This is a genomic window from Acinetobacter septicus (assembly GCF_019355975.1).
In the GTDB taxonomy this organism is placed as follows: Bacteria; Pseudomonadota; Gammaproteobacteria; order Pseudomonadales; family Moraxellaceae; genus Acinetobacter; species Acinetobacter ursingii.
The window spans coordinates 14,623-32,654 of sequence record NZ_CP079899.1 but is presented as its reverse complement, the minus strand read 5'-3'; the positions used below and the strand labels follow the sequence as shown (position 1 = coordinate 32,654).

At 38.4% G+C, this 18,032-nt stretch carries 14 protein-coding genes and 2 pseudogenes; 14 read left to right on the top strand and 2 right to left on the bottom strand.

All coding sequences use genetic code 11. The features are described from left to right. Positions 1-7 precede the first annotated feature (7 nt). The 13 genes and pseudogenes from I6L31_RS16610 to I6L31_RS16550 all read left to right on the top strand — a co-directional run bounded on the left by I6L31_RS16610 (position 8) and on the right by I6L31_RS16550 (position 15,248). On the top strand, positions 8-1,444 hold the full coding sequence (locus tag I6L31_RS16610) for a cytochrome ubiquinol oxidase subunit I (RefSeq protein ID WP_000172212.1): 1,437 nt from the start codon (positions 8-10) through the stop codon (positions 1,442-1,444). After that, positions 1,437-2,441: a cytochrome d ubiquinol oxidase subunit II gene (cydB, locus tag I6L31_RS16605; protein WP_000566428.1), complete on the top strand. Its 1,005-nt coding sequence runs from the start codon at positions 1,437-1,439 to the stop codon at positions 2,439-2,441. The genes I6L31_RS16610 and cydB overlap by 8 nt, the downstream gene beginning before the upstream one ends. Positions 2,442-2,449: 8 nt before the next feature. Beyond that, positions 2,450-2,557, top strand: a complete 108-nt coding sequence (locus I6L31_RS16600; protein ID WP_000777872.1) for a DUF2474 family protein — start codon at positions 2,450-2,452, stop codon at positions 2,555-2,557. A gap of 315 nt (positions 2,558-2,872) precedes the next feature. Further along, positions 2,873-3,643: a ZIP family metal transporter gene (locus I6L31_RS16595; RefSeq protein WP_000051649.1), complete on the top strand. Its 771-nt coding sequence runs from the start codon at positions 2,873-2,875 to the stop codon at positions 3,641-3,643. Positions 3,644-3,665: 22 nt separating this feature from the next. After that, on the top strand, positions 3,666-5,237 hold the full coding sequence (gene gshA, locus I6L31_RS16590; RefSeq protein WP_005006185.1) for a glutamate--cysteine ligase: 1,572 nt from the start codon (positions 3,666-3,668) through the stop codon (positions 5,235-5,237). Positions 5,238-5,712: 475 nt separating this feature from the next. Then, complete coding sequence (frmR, locus tag I6L31_RS16585) at positions 5,713-5,988, top strand: formaldehyde-responsive transcriptional repressor FrmR (protein ID WP_001146646.1); 276 nt, start codon at positions 5,713-5,715, stop codon at positions 5,986-5,988. Between the two features lie 58 nt (positions 5,989-6,046). Continuing rightward, positions 6,047-7,156, top strand: coding sequence for an S-(hydroxymethyl)glutathione dehydrogenase/class III alcohol dehydrogenase (locus tag I6L31_RS16580; protein ID WP_000842133.1), 1,110 nt, complete (start codon positions 6,047-6,049; stop codon positions 7,154-7,156). Between the two features lie 75 nt (positions 7,157-7,231). Next, positions 7,232-7,810, top strand: coding sequence for an S-(hydroxymethyl)glutathione synthase (gfa, locus tag I6L31_RS16575; RefSeq protein ID WP_001289504.1), 579 nt, complete (start codon positions 7,232-7,234; stop codon positions 7,808-7,810). Positions 7,811-7,844: 34 nt separating this feature from the next. Then, on the top strand, positions 7,845-9,176 hold the full coding sequence (locus tag I6L31_RS16570; RefSeq protein WP_000657000.1) for a DUF3422 family protein: 1,332 nt from the start codon (positions 7,845-7,847) through the stop codon (positions 9,174-9,176). Positions 9,177-9,249: 73 nt separating this feature from the next. Next, positions 9,250-10,080 carry an S-formylglutathione hydrolase gene (gene fghA / locus I6L31_RS16565; protein ID WP_000376303.1) on the top strand — a complete coding sequence of 277 codons (831 nt, stop codon included), beginning with the start codon at positions 9,250-9,252 and terminating at the stop codon, positions 10,078-10,080. A gap of 19 nt (positions 10,081-10,099) precedes the next feature. Then, positions 10,100-11,392, top strand: a complete 1,293-nt coding sequence (locus I6L31_RS16560) for an NAD(P)/FAD-dependent oxidoreductase (RefSeq protein ID WP_005006190.1) — start codon at positions 10,100-10,102, stop codon at positions 11,390-11,392. Between the two features lie 82 nt (positions 11,393-11,474). Further along, the gene (locus I6L31_RS16555; protein ID WP_005006193.1) at positions 11,475-14,141 is read left to right on the top strand and encodes an excinuclease ABC subunit UvrA; all 2,667 of its coding nucleotides are present in this window, start codon (positions 11,475-11,477) and stop codon (positions 14,139-14,141) included. Between the two features lie 166 nt (positions 14,142-14,307). Next, positions 14,308-15,248, top strand: a pseudogene (locus I6L31_RS16550) (IS5 family transposase). Between the two features lie 133 nt (positions 15,249-15,381). Here the strand turns inward: I6L31_RS16550 and I6L31_RS16545 are convergent. Together I6L31_RS16545 and I6L31_RS18515 are read right to left on the bottom strand one after the other, a co-directional pair. Then, on the bottom strand, positions 15,382-16,545 hold the full coding sequence (locus I6L31_RS16545) for a zinc-dependent alcohol dehydrogenase (protein WP_005006199.1): 1,164 nt from the start codon (positions 16,543-16,545) through the stop codon (positions 15,382-15,384). A gap of 333 nt (positions 16,546-16,878) precedes the next feature. Then, a pseudogene (locus tag I6L31_RS18515) lies at positions 16,879-16,992 on the bottom strand (IS4 family transposase); the annotation flags it as partial. A gap of 214 nt (positions 16,993-17,206) precedes the next feature. Between I6L31_RS18515 and I6L31_RS16540 the strand changes: the two are divergent. Continuing rightward, entirely contained in the window at positions 17,207-18,028 is an 822-nt protein-coding gene (locus tag I6L31_RS16540; protein ID WP_005006200.1) for a DcaP family trimeric outer membrane transporter, read from the top strand. The last annotated feature ends 4 nt before the right edge of the window (positions 18,029-18,032 follow it).

Genomic DNA, 18,032 nt, shown 5'->3' with positions numbered 1-18,032 from the left:
TGGTAGTATGACTTTAGGACTTACTGCTCTAGAATTAGCAAGAATTCAATTTGCATTTACCGTTTCGTTTCATATCATTTTTCCAGCCATTTCAATTGGTCTAGCAAGTTTTTTAGCTGTTTTAGAATGGCGTTGGCTAAGAACCAAAAATCCTATTTATCAAGATTTATTTAAATTTTGGATCAAAATTTTCGCTGTTGCCTTTGGCATGGGGGTGGTCTCTGGGGTAGTCATGAGCTACCAATTCGGCACAAACTGGAGTGAATTTTCGAGAATAGCAGGAGGCGTCACAGGCCCCTTATTAGCATATGAAGTTTTAAGCGCCTTTTTCTTAGAAGCCGGCTTTTTGGGTATTATGCTTTTTGGTTGGGGACGAGTTGGTCCTCGAGCTCATTTCTTTGCAACCTTAATGGTAGCGATCGGAACATGTATTTCGATGTTCTGGATTTTAGCATCCAATAGTTGGATGCATACCCCCCAAGGTTTTAGTATCGAAAATGGAATAATTGTTCCCCAAAACTGGTTTGAAATTGTATTTAACCCATCATTTCCTTATCGTTTTACACATATGGCTATTGCTGCATTTTTGGTTGCTGCGTTGTTAGTGTGTGCAACAGCAGCATGGCATTTACTTAAAGGTCGTAGAGATGCTTTAGTCAAAACATCATTTTCAATGGCTCTTTGGCTGATTATGGTTCTTGCACCTTTGCAAATTTTAGTGGGCGATAATCATGGTTTAAATACTTTACATCATCAACCTGCCAAATTAGCTGCAATTGAAGGCCATTGGGAAACAAATAAAAATGAAGCTATGCCTTTATATTTATTTGGTATTCCTGATATGGAAGAAGAACGTACTAAATATGGAGTATCAATTCCTTATTTAGGTAGTCTGATCATGACACATTCATTAAATGGTGAAGTCAAAGGCTTAAAAGAATTTGCTCCTGAAGATCGGCCGAATTCTTTGATCATCTTTTGGAGTTTCCGTGTCATGGTTGGTATGGGAATGTTAATGCTGCTATTAGCCGTCTTAGGCTTATGGCTGCGTCGTTCTGACCGTTTATATGAAAGTAAATGGTTTCAACGTTTTGCATTATATATGGGTCCGTCAGGTTTTATCGCTCTTCTAGCTGGTTGGTTTACAACAGAGGTCGGTCGTCAACCTTGGGTTGTTTACAATGTACTTCGTACTAAAGATGCGTTGTCACCCGTATCCGCATCGCAAGTTGGAATAACTCTAATTATTTTTGTTCTGGTTTATTTTGTAGTTTTCGGTATTGGCATTTATTACATGTTAAAGCTAATGCATAAAGGCCCGCAATTCTTAAGTGTACATTCAGGCGAACATGCTGATGTTGGTCAAACACCGATGCGACCAATGAGTGCGGTTGAAGGAAGCTTAGATAAACTAGAATCAATACGGGAGAATCGCCATGATTGATTTATCTCTTATTTGGATTGTCATTATTGGAATTGGTGTATTGATTTATGTCATTCTAGATGGGTTTGACTTAGGTATCGGAATTTTATTTCCTTTCATTAAAGGTTCCAATGAGCGAGATGTGCTAATGAATACCGTTGCTCCGGTCTGGGATGGTAATGAAACTTGGATGGTGCTTGGTGGGGCGGGGCTTTTTGCTGCCTTTCCGCTAGTTTATTCAACAGTTCTTTCTGCACTTTATATGCCGATTATTTTGATGGTGATCGCATTAATATTTCGTGGAGTTGCTTTTGAATTCCGATTTAAAGCAAACCGTACTAAGCATCTGTGGGATAAAGCTTTTATTAGTGGTTCAGTATTTGCAGGTTTTCTTCAAGGTGTAGTTCTAGGTGCATATATTCAGGGTATTAAAACCTTAAATGGTGTTTATGCTGGTGGGCAGTTGGACTGGTTGACACCTTTCTCTGTGTTTACTGGTATTGGTGTAGTCGTTCTGTATGCAACTTTAGGATGTGGATGGTTAATTTATAAAACTGATGCTGAAATTCAAGAAAAAATGTTTTCAATGATGCCTAAACTGATCATTTCAGTATTTATTATTTTTGGATTAGTTACTATCTATACACCACTTTCACAACCGCAAATTGCTGAACGCTGGTTTAGTCAGCCTCAGTTAATGTACTTTAGTCCAATTCCTGTATTAGTACTTATTTTTACGGGAATGGCTTTACGGGCATGTAAACAAAAGAAAGAACTTAGTCCTTTTATTTATACGTTAGGCTTAGTCTTCCTTGCTTATACAGGTTTTTTAATTAGTTTGTGGCCTTATATTATTCCACCTTCAGTAACGATCTGGCAGGCTGCAGCCCCAGCGAATAGTCAACTTTTTGCTTTGATTGGTGCACTGTTGCTCATTCCTATTATTCTGACTTATACCATTTTTTCATATTGGATTTTTAAAGGTAAAGTTCGTGTTGGTGATGCTGGTTATCATTAGGAGTTTGTATGAAACTTTCACAGACAGGATGGTTTATCTTACTTTGGGTAATTGGTGTAGTTACATTAGCGGTTATTGCAGGAATTTTTAGATTCTTAATTCAATTAGCATACTAAGAGCTCAGAGAATAGTGATGAAAGGGCCTTTGTTTAGGCTCTTTTGTATAATGTAAAAAATAAAAATTTCTCAATAGACTAGATTTGATTAAGAATGTCATGATTTTTGTATCTATTTAATTGAATTTAAAATAATTTCCTATTAATTGTTGAGTGGCTTAAACTTTTTTATAAAATCCCTTTTATACTATAGGTGGGTATAGTATATTAGATTGCTTAATACAACATCTACAAATTTGATGTTGTATCGAACGAATTTCGGCTTGTATATGCGATTAGTTAAAAATGATTGTCTACTAGGTATGTATTAAATCTATGTCACTTTTCATTATTACCCTAGTCACTCTGGTCGTAGGAATAGGTAGCGTTTTGATCGCAGACTTATTGGTAACGAGAGCTGGGGCAGCTATTAACAATCAAGATAGTTATGTACAACAAGGCTTTTTAGGTCTAGCAGCTGGTGCGTTATTAGCAACAAGTTTTACACATTTGTTACCAGAGGCTTTTGAAAGCAATATAGATACACATCAACTTTTTTTAGCACTTCTAATTGGTTTAGTTTTCTTTTTTCTACTTAATAAAGCTGAATTGTGGCATCACGGACATGAGCATAATCATTCACATGAGCCACATACAACTAATGGTTGGTCACTATTATTGGGTGATGGAGTCCATTGTTTTGGTGATGGTATTTTGATTGCTTCAATTTTCATTGTTGACATACATCTTGGGCTGATTGCAGCTGCTTCGGTTCTTGTACATGAAGTACCTCATCATATGGGTGATTTGGTAGTTCTTAGGCAGAAAAATCATCGTAGTGCTGCTGTACTAAAGCTTACTATGGCTGGTGCAATGACAGCTTTAGGTGGATTAAGTGGATATTTTCTACTGGCCGGATTACAGCAATGGCAACCTTTCCTTATGATTTTGGCTAGTAGTAGTTTTATTTATGTGTCTTTATCAGATCTAATTCCTCAATTACAACAGCGTTGGACAACTAAAGATACCATTATCCAAATTCTTTGGCTTTTTATAGGAATTCTTATAGTAACTTTAATTAATAGGGTAGTTCATGGTGCACATTAACTTTGAATGTAAGGTTTGATATATGGATAAATTAATATTTGATGAACACTATACTCATCGTCTAAATATTCTAGGTGAAAATTTACCTTTATTGACTATGTGTTTGCGAGGGATAGAACGTGAATGTTTGCGTGTAACGAAGAATGGGAATTTGGTGCTTACACCGCATCCAAAAACACTAGGATCAGCTTTGACAAATGAGTTTATTACTACAGACTATTCCGAATCATTAATGGAATTTGTTACGCCACCTTGTTTGAGTGCTTCAGAGGTCCTTGCAGAACTTAATGATATTCATCGTTTTGTTTATACAAAACTAAATAATGAATACCTTTGGAGTTCATCAATGCCTTCTCTTTTGCCAGAAGAAGAAAGGATTCCTATAGCTGAGTATGGCAATTCAAATATTGGTAAGTTTAAACACGTTTATCGAAAAGGATTAGCTCTTCGATATGGTAGGGCCATGCAATGTATAGCAGGTATTCACTATAATTTTTCATTACCTGAGCAATTAATTCAGCTTTTATACCAACTAGATAATATAACTACTTTCGAAAATAAAGATCGGTCATCAATTTATATGGATATGATACGAAATTTTCACCGTTATAGTTGGCTATTGATTTATCTATTCGGAGCATCCCCAGCGGTTAATTCAAATTTTTTAAAAAAAAACTTAGATCAATTTAAAAAATTTGATAATGACACTTACTACTTGCCTTATGCGACTAGTCTTCGAATGAGTAAGATTGGTTATCAAAGTAGTGCACAATCTACTATCTCTCCTTGTTTTGATAGTCTCAATTCATACATTCATAGTATAAAAGAGGCTTTAGAAACACCTTACCCCTTGTATACGAATATTGGTACCCATAAAAATAACGAATGGGTGCAACTTAATACTAATATTTTGCAAATAGAAAATGAATATTATTCAAATATTAGACCAAAACGAGTTCCATATTCTGGTGAGCGTGTGCTTCATGCATTAAATGCACGTGGGGTACAGTATGTCGAGATACGTTGTTTGGACATTAATCCTTTTTCTTCGTTAGGAATTGATTTAGAGCAAGCTTACTTTTTGGATGCATTTTTATTATTTTGTGCTTTATATAAAAGCCCATCATTAAGTCAAGATAGCCTTAATCAGGCGAATAATAACTTTCACCTTGTGGCTGAAAAGGGGCGAAAGCCAAATTTAGAACTCCAAAATGGAGATAGTTCAATTGCTATGTATGATTGGGCTCAAGAGTTGTTGGCTAATATTAGACCTCTAGCTAATTTACTCGATCATGCAAATGATATTAATAAACATAAAGAAGCTATATATGCTCAACAGGCTAAAATTGAGAATTCATTCTTAACGCCATCCTCTAAGGTCTTAACATATATGTTTCAACATAATATAGGTTTTAATGACTTCGCTTTACATCAATGCCAGCAACATTTGAATAACTTTTCGAAACAGGTTTTGACGGATGAGCGTAAACAATTTTTTGAATCAGTTGCACAAAAGTCTCTTCTTGAGCAAGAAGTGTTAGAGCAGCAGCAAGTCATGGATTTTAATTTGTTTATGAAGAATTATTCAAGTTGAATGCATACTAGTTAAAAAGAAAATGATTAAGTAAATTCGATAGATTAATTTGTATCATGGTTTTATTTTAATTGATTTTAATTTAAACAATTGAAATATTCTTTTCTAACAATCGGTTTGATTACTAGGTTTTTTTTACTTTAACATAAATTATTGATTTAATTTATTTATTTTTTAAGCGTGTTTTTGCTAAAAGATAATTTGATATACAGAAGTGTTAATATAAGAATATTTAATATAAATTTTCTTTTTTTTAAAAAATATATTTTTAATATTTTTTTACTAAATTACTTATTTTTAATAATATTAAATTAATTATGCAAAGCAATAGTATAACTAAAAGATAATTTTCTTCAAAAAATATTAATTATTTTTAATTTACCCCTTTTATACGATGGGGGGGTATAGTATTATGAGTTTAACGATAAGAGAGTATAGTATGATGACTAAATCTAAATGAGAGAAGGTTGAATATATGCCATACAATGATCGTGAGAAGAAACAAGCGCTTACTCGTGTTAGACGTATCAAAGGACAAGTCGCTGCTCTTGAGCAGGCACTTGATGAAGGTACTGAGTGTGGTGTAATTCTTCATCAGCTAGCCGCAGTCCGTGGGGCTGTAAATGGTTTAATGGCGGTTGTACTAGAAAGTTATTTGCGAGAAGAATTTCCAGATAATGAAACTAGAACTAACTCTCAAAGAAAGTCAATTGACGAAACTATTTCTATCGTTAGATCGTATCTTCGTTAATCAGCACCGACTTGATGTTCGGTGCCAAAAACTACATTTGGTCTAAGGAAACGACATCATGAAATCACGTGCAGCAGTTGCTTTTGAGCCGGGGAAACCCCTACAAATTGTTGAGATTGACGTTGAACCGCCTCGTAAGGGAGAGGTTCTAATTAAAATTACGGATACAGGTGTTTGCCATACTGATGCCTTTACTTTATCTGGTGACGATCCAGAAGGATTATTTCCAGTTGTACTTGGGCACGAAGGTGCAGGCATTGTTATAGAGGTTGGGGAGGGTGTAACCAGCGTTAAGCCAGGTGACCATGTTATTCCGCTTTATACAGCTGAATGTGGTGAATGCCTATTCTGTAAATCTGGTAAAACTAACCTTTGTGTTGCTGTTCGTGCTACCCAAGGTAAAGGGTTAATGCCAGATGGAACAACACGTTTCTCATACAATGGTCAGCCTCTTTATCATTACATGGGATGTTCAACTTTCAGTGAATATACCGTGGTTGCTGAGGTTTCTGTTGCAAAAATTAATCCAGATGCAAACCCAGAACATGTTTGTTTATTGGGATGTGGTGTAACTACTGGCATTGGCGCTGTTCATAATACTGCAAAAGTTCAGCCTGGTGATTCGGTAGCAATCTTTGGTCTTGGTGGTATTGGTCTAGCTGCTCTTCAAGGTGCACGTCAGGCAAAAGCTGGTCGTATCATAGCAATTGATACTAATCCTGCTAAATTTGACTTGGCACGTCAATTTGGTGCAACTGAATGTCTTAATCCAAAAGATTATGACAAACCAATTCATGAAGTTTTAATTGAAATGACTGGATGGGGTGTTGATCATACATTCGAATGTATTGGTAACGTGAATGTTATGCGTTCAGCATTAGAAGCGGCTCATCGTGGTTGGGGACAATCGATCATTATCGGTGTAGCTGGTGCAGGCAAGGAAATTTCAACTCGTCCATTCCAGTTGGTGACTGGTCGTACATGGAAAGGCTCGGCTTTTGGTGGTGTTAAAGGTCGTACACAACTTCCAGGAATGGTGGAAGATGCGATGAAAGGTGAGATTGATCTTGCTCCTTTCGTTACCCATACAATGGGCCTTGATGATATTAATAAAGCCTTTGATCTTATGCATGAAGGCAAGTCAATCCGTACGGTTATTAAGTACTAATTAACTAATCTCATATTAAAAATCCATGGTGTGAATTTCACACCATGTCGATCAATTCATCTTAAGGAAAGTAAAATGAGCGAAATTCATATACACCCTTCTCTTGATCATGGGATCCGTCCAAGCCAAGAAAACTTCGACGGTGGAATCTTAGAATGTCTATGCTCAACGGATAAAGTTCAAGTTGAGGTTGGTGCTCAAACATTGCATAACCATGCTTGTGGATGTACTAAATGCTGGAAACCAGAAGGTGCTACGTTCGCTGTAATTGCAGTTGTACCACGTGACAAAGTAAGCGTTGTAGCAAATCCACAAAAGCTTCATATTGTTGATGAGAATGCTGCAATTCAACGTCACGCATGTCGTGAATGTGGAGCGCACCTTTTTGGTCGTATCGAAAATAAAGATCATGCATTCTACGGTTTAGACTTTGTTCATACGGAGCTTTCTCCACAAGAAGGATGGTCTGCTCCTGGTTTTGCAGCTTTTGTTTCGTCTGTGATTGAAAGTGGAACTCCTCCATCAAATATGGATGCTATCCGCAATCGTTTACGTGAACTTAAACTTGAACCTTATGATTGTTTGTCACCGGGCTTAATGGATGCTTTAGCTACACATTCAGCTAAGCAGAAAGGAACGTATAAAGAAGCTTAATTCTCTTTATTAAACTTGAAAAACTGAGGTCGTGATGAAAGAAGAACCCGCTATCAAAACGACCCCACAAACTTCCTCGACTGCATTTGTATATGGTATGCCAGCACATGCAGATCGAGTGAGGGCTGTGGGAGAGGTACATGCCCGTCCACCTTTATTAATACAAGCTCCACGAAACTTATTGCAGTTAGCTTTCTTGACAGAGGGAGATCCAAGCAAGGACCAAATTGCGCTGGATGAACTATCAGATCGCTTTGGCTTGAAAAAAACTCAAAAAGAAGAATCACCACTTCATGGTTTGACTTGGGATGAAGGAAATTTGCATTGTGAAAAACACACAGAATTTTCCACATATCTTTGGTGTGCAGAACTAGATGTACCAACGGGATTGCCTAAAGGTGAAGATCCATTTAAAAATGGCTTTGTTCCACCAGGTGAAATTATCTCAGGTATCTGCTTGCAAGTATTGCCATGGGCTACTGAATCTGAAAAATTGGTAAATCGTTTTGATACAGTCAGTTTGTGCTATTCACTAGTAGAAAATGAAACAGCAGCTATTTTGACTGATTTCAGACAAGATAATGACGGTCTGACCCGGATTCTTATTCTTGATCGTGGTTTGACAGAGGCTCGTGCAGGCGCACTTGCTCAAAGTTTATTAGAGATTGAAACATATCGAACATTGGCATTACTTGCTTTGCCATTAATTCGAACAATGACCTTTGAACTACGTCAGATGGAGCTACGGCTTGCCGCGATCACTGATGAAATGAATAAAGGAACAGAATTAAGACGTGATAATGATGTACTGCTATTTGAACTTACGACGCTTGCAACTGAACTAGAAGCCAATGTGGCAGCGAATCTTTACCGATTTGGCGCCAGTCGTGCTTATTATGAACTCGTTGAAGAACGTTTGAATAGACTTTCAGAAAAGTCTATATCTGGATATTGCACATGGCACGACTTTCTTGAGCGTCGTATCGCTCCAGCGATGAGGACATGTCAATCTGTTAAAGAACGCCAAGCTACTCTTTCTGAAAAATTAACACGTGCTATTTCTCTTTTGCGTTCATGGATCGATGTTGAGTTAGAGCGTCAAAATCGAGATTTGCTCACATCAATGAATAATCGTGCTAGACAACAATTACACCTTCAACAAACGGTAGAAGGTTTATCCGTTGCTGCGATTTCTTATTATGTTGTTAGTTTACTTGCATATTTAGTGAAAGGTATACCTTCAGTTCATGATATAGCAGCGCCTGAATTCACAATTGCGATATTAGTACCGTTAGTGATGTTTTCTATTTGGTGGACAATGCGAAAGATTAGACAAAAGCATAGTGATGTAATACCAGAAAAATAATCATTTTAACGACAAACAAGACCTCTCTAAAAATAAAGGGAGATCACAACTTTTTTGTAATAAGGAAAACGATATGGATCGTGTTGAACATCATGCAATGTTTGGTGGTTGGCAAGACGTTTATCAACATAAATCTGAAGTACTCGGATGCATGATGAAATTTGCTATTTATCTGCCTCCTCAGGTGCATCAAGATAAATTACCAGTACTGTACTGGCTCAGTGGTCTTACCTGCACAGAACAAAATTTTATTACGAAGTCTGCAGCGCAACAATATGCGGCTGAACATGGAATTATTATTGTTGCACCAGATACTAGCCCTCGTGGAGAAAATGTAGCTGACGATCCTGCATATGATCTCGGTCAAGGTGCTGGATTTTATCTGAATGCCACTCAAGATCCTTGGGCTGCACATTTTCAAATGTATGATTATATTGTGCATGAACTTCCAGCGCTAATTGAGGCTCATTTCCCTGCGTCACAAAAACGCGGTATTAGTGGTCATTCAATGGGAGGACATGGGGCATTAACGATTGCCTTACGTAATCCCGAATTATATCTGAGCGTATCAGCTTTTTCGCCTATTGTTAATCCATCCATAGTTCCTTGGGGACAAAAAGCTTTCAATGCTTATTTAGGAGCTGATCAGGAATCATGGAAACAATACGATACTGTTGAATTAGTTAAGAATTCAATTCATAAAATTCCATTATTAGTTGATCAAGGCTTAGGGGATGAATTTCTTGATAGCCAACTTCAACCAGAAAGACTACGAAAAGTATGTACTGAAATGGATCACCCTTTAGTTTTAAACCTAAGAGAAGGTTACGACCATAGTTATTACTTCATTGCGAGCTTTATTCGTGCACATATTGTGCATCATGCTTTAGCTCTTAAGTGCTAGGAAATAGGGAGATAAACTCATGGTAAAGTCTACAGGACGTCATCGTGTTGTTATTATTGGAGCTGGTTTTGGAGGGATAGAGGCTGCAAATAGTCTCGCTGGTGTCAATGTCGATATAACTATTATCGACAGAAGAAATCACCATCTATTTCAACCATTATTGTATCAAGTCGCAGGCTCATCTTTATCAACATCTGAAATCGCTTGGCCTATTCGATATATTTTTCGAAACCGTCCTGAAGTCCGTACCTTAATGGGAGAGGTGCAGGGCATTGAAGTGGGTAGCCGACTAGTTGTTCTTGATGATGGCGAAAAGTTGCATTATGACACTTTAGTTATTGCGACAGGTGCTACTCATGCTTATTTTGGTCATGATGAATGGGAGCGATTTGCACCAGGTTTAAAAACCTTGGGGGATGCAACAAATATTCGAGAACGAATTCTGGCTGCCTTTGAAGAAGCTGAACGTACCAAAGATCCAATCTTAAGAAAGGCTTTACAAACATTTGTGATCATTGGAGGTGGTCCGACGGGAGTTGAGCTATCAGGAACTATTGCAGAACTGGCAAAAGATACGTTATCTCGAGATTTTCGTTTGATAGATCCTCGTGAATCTCGAGTGGTATTGATTGAAGCCGGTCCACGTTTATTATCAGTTTTCCCTGAAAAGTTGTCTAGCTATACCCGTCAGGCACTTGAACAACTTGGTGTTGAGGTTGTACTTGGAACACCAGTGACAAGTTGTTCAGAAGATGGTGTTGTTTATGATGGAAAACAGCTACCTGCAAAAACAATTATTTGGGCTGCTGGCGTACAAGCATCTCCAGCAGCTCGTTGGTTAAATGTTGAATCTGATCGTGCAGGGCGTGTGTTGGTTGATTCAAATCTAACTGTGACAGGGCATCCTGAAATTTTCGTCATTGGTGATACCGCGGCAGTTACTATGGAAGATGGTAAGTTAGTACCAGGTATAGCACCAGCCGCCAAACAACAAGGAAAATATGTTGCGAAAACCATTGATAATCGATTAAAAGGCAAAGATATAAAAGAGCCATTTAAATATCATCATCAAGGTAATCTAGCAACAATTGGACGTAGTCGCGCAGTTGTTGATATGGGTAAATTTCAACTACAAGGAGTACTCGCTTGGTGGTTTTGGAAACTTATACATATTTACTTTTTGATTGGTGTGCAAAGTCGTTTAAACGTTGCCTTAAGTTGGTTGTGGAATCATAGTGTGGGTTATCGTGGTTCAAGACTTATCACAAATGTAAGAAAAGAAGATATTAGTAAATCTATTCCTAAGAATTAAGCTAACTTTAATTTTAGGAATTAATAGAAAATATTTTAATAATTATTAGCTTACGACTTTTTAAGCGATAGAGGGTAGAAACATGAAAACACATTCTTTTGGTGAACCCAATAACATTACTTTATCTAATAATTGTATTGAAGTTCGAGGTGCGCGTGAGCATAACCTTAAGGATGTAGATGTTTCTATCCCAAGAAATGCACTTGTTGTTTTCTCAGGTGTATCGGGTTCGGGAAAATCATCACTTGCTTTTGGGACTATTTTTGCTGAAGCACAAAGAAGATATTTCGAATCTGTTGCACCTTATGCAAGACGCTTAATAGATCAGGCAGGAGTACCAGATGTTGATGCTATTGATGGTCTACCACCAGCAGTAGCATTGCAACAACAACGTGGTGCAAGTAATACCCGTTCTTCTGTTGGAAGTGTAACAACTTTATCAAGTCTCGTGCGAATGATTTATTCGCGTGCGGGTGCATATCCTGCCGATCAGCCAATGTTATATGCCGAGGACTTTTCACCGAACACTCCTCAAGGTGCTTGTCCTACCTGTCATGGTTTAGGTCACATTTATGAAGTTACAGAATCGACAATGGTTCCTGACCCAACACTCAGTATTCGTGAGAGAGCTATCGCATCATGGCCACCTGCTTGGCACGGGCAAAACTTACGCGATATCCTAGTAACCCTAGGGTATGATGTTGATCGACCATGGAAAGATTTACCGCAATCGGATAGAGACTGGATTTTATTTACTGAAGAAACCCCAACAGTTCCTGTCTATGCTGGTTTAAGCCCCGCTGAGACTCAATCTGCACTTAAACGTAAACTAGAATCCAGCTATATGGGCACTTTCACTGGTGCTCGTCGCTATGTCCTTCATACTTTTGCTAATACCCAAAGTACGTTGATGAAAAAACGTGTTTCACGTTTTATGGAAGGAAAAATATGCCCTTCCTGTCATGGTAAACGCCTTAAACCAGAAGCCTTATCTATTACCTTTGCTGGAGTAGATATTGGTGAGTTTATGCAACTTTCTTTGGATAAGTTAACTTGCCTGCTTGAGCCCATTGTTCTTGGCAATTTCGACGCTCATGATGCTGGAGAAAAGACTAATAATAAAGTAACCCAACTTGATAGATCTGAACGAGCAACAACAGGTAGAGCTGTGCATTCTGTATCTCCAGATGTAAGACGTACGTCAGCACTTTCAGATGAAAAGAAAATTGCTGCCCAGCGTTTAGCAAATGGTGTGGTGGGGCGTTTAAATCAATTACGCCAGTTAGGTCTTGGTTATCTAACATTAGATAGAGCCACACCGACTCTTTCAGCGGGAGAGTTACAACGTTTGCGTTTAGCAACACAATTAAGTTCTATGCTATTTGGTGTAGTTTATGTACTGGATGAACCGTCTGCTGGATTACATCCTTCAGATAGTCAGTCATTATATGATTCTCTCGATAAATTAAGAGACGCTGGAAACTCCGTATTTGTTGTAGAGCATGATTTAGAGCTCATGCGTCGTGCTCAATGGTTAGTGGATGTTGGACCAGATGCAGGAGAGCAAGGTGGTAATATTTTATATAGTGGAGTACCTCAGGGTTTAAGTGAGATTTCAGCTTCACGTACTGCAAGTTATTTATTTAATAAAATCCCAGTTACTCAAAGTTATGGACGTACACCCTCTGGTTGGCTTGAACTTAACAATATTTACCGACATAACCTGCATAATGTTGATGCTCGTATACCTCTTGGTGTACTTACAGCAGTTACAGGTATTTCAGGTTCAGGTAAATCTAGTCTCGTTTCTCAAGCTTTACCCGAGTTAGTACTTTCATATTTAGGCAATGAATCTGAAACTGAAAACAATAATGAAAATAATCCTTTAAATGAAGGAATGTTGGTTACCGAGGTTACACAGGGTTCTCTGGCTGGTGATGTGGAGGCTATACAGCGTCTGGTACAGGTTGATCAAAAACCAATTGGCCGTACTCCACGTTCTAATCTGGCAACTTATACGGGTTTATTTGATCATGTTAGAAAGTTATTTGCTGGGACTCCTGAAGCTCGCCAAGCTCATTATGATGCTGGACGTTTTTCGTTTAATGTGGCTAAAGGGCGATGTGAAACTTGTGAAGGTGAAGGCTTTGTCAGTGTAGAATTATTGTTTATGCCAAGTGTATATGCCCCTTGTCCGACATGTCATGGTGCTCGATATAATGATGACACTCTGAAAATTCGCTGGAATGGACGTAATATTGCTGAAGTATTAGGAATGACCGTCAATGAAGCACGTGATTTTTTTGATGGAGAGGTCTCGATTGCTCGTTCACTACAATTATTAAAGGAAATTGGCCTTGGTTATTTACGTTTAGGGCAACCAGCGACTGAACTATCTGGTGGAGAAGCGCAACGTATTAAATTGGCGACCGAGCTGCAACGCAATCAGCGTGGAAATACACTGTATATACTTGATGAGCCAACTACAGGTTTGCATCCATCAGATGTAGATCGATTGTTAGTTCAATTGCAGCGATTAGTCGATGCGGGTAATACCGTGGTTATGATTGAGCATGATATGCGTGCCGTTGCACAAGCAGATTGGGTGATTGATGTGGGACCAGGTGCTGGAAATGCTGGTGGGAATATTGTTGTGGCAGGAACACCAAAACAAATAACAGAAAATCAAGATAGCCGTACTGCTCCATATTTAGTTAATGAGTTAGTGAGTCGTGATACTAAACGTTGATATTGCGAGTGAGTAGAATAAAGACTTAAATTAAAATCCTGTAAAATCAATCAGATATTTTTTTGTTTTAGGTGGTGTGTGAGCATGAAATCTAAAATTTTTTTCAACTAAGGGCTTTGTTGCACAAACCTATCTGTAAAGGGTTTTTCAGCGATATAATTTTCAAATGAAGAAGCCTACACACAAAATCTACCGCACAACCAATTGGCCCGCATATAACCGAGCACTCATGAGTCGCGGAAATATTGCCATTTGGTTTGATCCTGCTACGCAATGGTATGCGCCATCAAAAGGCAAACAAGGGCGAAATCAAACCTACTCCGACGCAGCTATCCAATGCTGCTTAATGATTAAATCCTTATTCCGTCTATCTTTACATATGGTCACTGGCTTTGTGCAAAGTCTGATTAAACTTTGCGGCTGAGCAGCCCCGAATATCAGTGATATTCGTACTCCACACTGTGTAGAAGACAAAAGCATATTGATATTGTAATCAGCTACCAAAAAAGTAGCGATGGGCTGCATCTACTCATGGACTCTACAGGCATGAAGTTTCTAGGTGAGGGCAAATGGAAACGCAAGAAACATGGACCTGAATATCGTCGCCAATGGCGTAAACTACATATTGGTATAGATGCCAAAACCCTGCAAATACGAGCAGTTCAGCTTACAACCAATAATGTCAGTGATTCACAGGTGCTTGGTGATTTACTTAATCAGATTCCACAAGATGAGCAGATTGACTCTGTTTATACCGATGGAGCTTATGACACCAAGCAATGCCGTCAGGTCATTGCAGATCGGCAAGCGCATACGGTGATTCCACCTAGAAAAAATGCGAAACCATGGAAAGATACAAAGAGTAGCTCGCTAGAGCGAAATGAATTACTTCGAACAGTTAAACGTTTAGGCAGGACACTATGGAAAAAATGGTCAGGCTATCATCGGCGAAGTTTGGTTGAAACTAAGATGCACTGCATTAAATTATTAGGAGATAAACTCAGTGCAAGGAGTTTTGATAGCCAAGTGAATGAGATCCATGCACGTGTAGCAGTCCTTAACAGATTTACGGAATTAGGTCGACCACTTACCCAAGTTACGCCTTAAATTTGGCTCAATTAGGGGCGCTTTGCATTTCAAATCTTTGTGCAACAAAGCCCTTAAAAACAAGAAAAAGAGGATTGATAAAATGATGATAAAAAATAAAAAAGCGCCTGATGGCGCTTTCCTTTAATCATATTTATGGCGTCAGAATCACTTTACGACAGTCTTCTTCTTTTTTATCAAAAATACGGTAACCTTCCGCAGCATCTTCCAGTTTCATGCGATGGGTAATAATCAGATCTGGAGACAGATCTCCATTTTCAATATGTTCTAGCAACTGCGGCAAGTAATTATGCACATGAGTTTGTCCCATTTTAAAGGTTAAACCTTTGTCAAAGGCATCACCAAACAGGAAGCCGTGAATTGGACCGGCATAAATTCCAGGTACACTCACCACACCGCCGCGGCGGACCGCTGCAATACATTGTCTTAACGCTGAACCACTCGAACCTTCTAATTTCAGGTTAGTCATTACGGTTTCCAGCATGCTGCCTTTGGCTTCAAAACCGACCGCATCAATGACGGCATCGACTCCACGATAACCCGTGGTATTTTGAATGATAAATTCAGCGGCATCGACTTCATCAAAATTGACCGGAATCACCCCATAGGTTTGATGTGCGAAACTCAGACGATAAGGATGGTGATCGACCATAAAAATCTGCTCGGCACCGAGCATCCGCGCACAGGCAGCAGCCAGCAGACCAACTGGGCCAGCACCATAAATCGCCACACTGGAACCTCGACCAACTTGGGCATTGTTCACTGCTTGCCAGGCGGTTGGTAGAATATCGGTCAGGAATAATACTTTTTCATCAGGCAGGGAGCCTGGCACTTTAAATGGTCCGACATTGCCCTTGGGGATCCGCACATATTCAGCTTGACCACCCGGTATACCACCATATAGATGGCTAAAGCCAAATAAAGCTGCCCCTGGTGGAATCTGTTTTTTATTGAGAATTGCACCACGGCCGGTATTGGTATTTTCACAGGAAGCCATGAGTTCATGTTCACAGAAAAAACAGTGACCACATGCAATCACGAAAGGAATAATGACCCGGTCGCCTTTTTTGACTTCGGTGACTTCAGGGCCGACTTCTTCTACAATTCCCATAAATTCATGGCCGAAAATATCGCCATCTTCAGTGGCCGGAATTTTACCCCGGTATAGGTGCAGATCTGAGCCACAGATGGCAGTCGCTGTCACCCTTAAAATGACGTCATCTGGTTCCTGAATCACTGGATCTGGAACGGATTCAACTCGTACATCCCGAGCACCATGATAGGTAAGAGCACGCATGCGGATTTCCTCTCTCTAGTTCAACATTAAACAGACTCGTATCAAGGCTGCCAAAAATAAAAAACACTTTTATTATAGCCTTATGCGCCAAGAAATCGCTGTAAATTAATGTATGAAATAAGACATCCGAGTGTTTAAAAAATAAATTTATATAGGGTTTACGTAATTCGTGATCTTATGTGTCGAATGAATAGAAAAGAACAGAATTAAAGAAACATCTAGTAATTTCTATAACTTAACCCGAATCACGGATAAGAAATTGACTTGAAAAATAGGAGGACTAGAGCCATCAGTTGAGTTACGACATCAAACCTAAAAGCAAGTTATTGCTCAGAAACGTAAATGATTGCCACTCTGCCGATCAATATATTCAATTCTTCTTAATAGTGGAGTCTGCCTTTTCACAGCATGTGGACTATTAAGCTGGATTATTTCATCTTTTAAAATACATTAGCATTCAATCATTAGATGTTGCTAGATTACCTCTTAGGTGAGATTTTGATTAAATCCATTAAAATATACTGACATATTAAAAAAACAAATACTAAATTAATATTTAGATGATATCTAAACAATATTAGACAGTCGACCGGTATTTATCTGATCTTATGTTTGTCTATGCAAGACATAAAAATGGATAGAAAACATTAAGGGATATGTAATGAATAAAAAACTCGTTGTTTGTCTTTTGGGGATTATGGTATCCCCAGCCTATGCTAATCAGGTTGAAACGAAGATTGTAGAACTGGAAAATCAGATTTTGTTATTAAAGCAACAAATGGAAGATGATCGTAAAGTTCAGCAAAATTTTATAACTCAACAGCAGTTAGTACAAGAAGATCAACAAAAACAGGATATGCCGAAATTACAAGTTTCAGGACATGATCTGAAATTTTATGGACAATTACGGTTAGATGGTGCAATTGATTTCGACGCTTCAAATGGAGGGACATTTGGGAAACTTAATTCAGTACCTTTAGATGGTACAAATGGGAATCGTTCTGAATTTAATTTAACTGCATCTAGATTAGGTGTTGATTTAAAAAAACACATTGATAATAAAAATTTGAATGCTAAGTTGGAAGTTGATTTTTGGGATGGGAGTTCTGGAGACGGGAAACTAAGAATACGTCATGCGTATATTGATTATGATAATTGGTTATTAGGACAAACAGTTTCCTTAATGGGTAACTTAGAAACTGCTACTGAAAGCGTAGATTACACGGCTCTTTTAGGAACATCGTGGGTTCGGTTGCCTCAGGTTAGATACAATTTTGAATTAGATAAACATCATAATCTTAAAACTGCTTTAGAGTATGTAAGTTCTAGATCTTCTGAACTTCCAGCGTTAACTACAAAATATACTTATAAAAAAGGTGATATCACAGGCTTATTACAAGGGTTTTTAAATGAAAAACGTGCATATTTAGCCGATAAAGATGTTGATAAACTCGCTTGGGGAGAGGTGGATCAGGAAATTTGAACAA

Bases quoted from the DNA above. Each gene is read 5' to 3' on its own strand.
- gshA (WP_005006185.1), top strand. From the start codon at position 3,666: ATGGATAAATTAATATTTGATGAACACTATACTCATCGTCTAAATATT.
- I6L31_RS16580 (WP_000842133.1), top strand. From the start codon at position 6,047: ATGAAATCACGTGCAGCAGTTGCTTTTGAGCCGGGGAAACCCCTACAA.
- I6L31_RS16540 (WP_005006200.1), top strand. From the start codon at position 17,207: ATGAATAAAAAACTCGTTGTTTGTCTTTTGGGGATTATGGTATCCCCA.
- I6L31_RS16595 (WP_000051649.1), top strand. From the start codon at position 2,873: ATGTCACTTTTCATTATTACCCTAGTCACTCTGGTCGTAGGAATAGGT.
- gfa (WP_001289504.1), top strand. From the start codon at position 7,232: ATGAGCGAAATTCATATACACCCTTCTCTTGATCATGGGATCCGTCCA.
- I6L31_RS16570 (WP_000657000.1), top strand. From the start codon at position 7,845: ATGAAAGAAGAACCCGCTATCAAAACGACCCCACAAACTTCCTCGACT.
- frmR (WP_001146646.1), top strand. From the start codon at position 5,713: ATGCCATACAATGATCGTGAGAAGAAACAAGCGCTTACTCGTGTTAGA.
- I6L31_RS16610 (WP_000172212.1), top strand. From the start codon at position 8: ATGACTTTAGGACTTACTGCTCTAGAATTAGCAAGAATTCAATTTGCA.
- cydB (WP_000566428.1), top strand. From the start codon at position 1,437: ATGATTGATTTATCTCTTATTTGGATTGTCATTATTGGAATTGGTGTA.
- I6L31_RS16560 (WP_005006190.1), top strand. From the start codon at position 10,100: ATGGTAAAGTCTACAGGACGTCATCGTGTTGTTATTATTGGAGCTGGT.
- I6L31_RS16545 (WP_005006199.1), bottom strand. From the start codon at position 16,545: ATGCGTGCTCTTACCTATCATGGTGCTCGGGATGTACGAGTTGAATCC.
- I6L31_RS16555 (WP_005006193.1), top strand. From the start codon at position 11,475: ATGAAAACACATTCTTTTGGTGAACCCAATAACATTACTTTATCTAAT.
- I6L31_RS16600 (WP_000777872.1), top strand. From the start codon at position 2,450: ATGAAACTTTCACAGACAGGATGGTTTATCTTACTTTGGGTAATTGGT.
- fghA (WP_000376303.1), top strand. From the start codon at position 9,250: ATGGATCGTGTTGAACATCATGCAATGTTTGGTGGTTGGCAAGACGTT.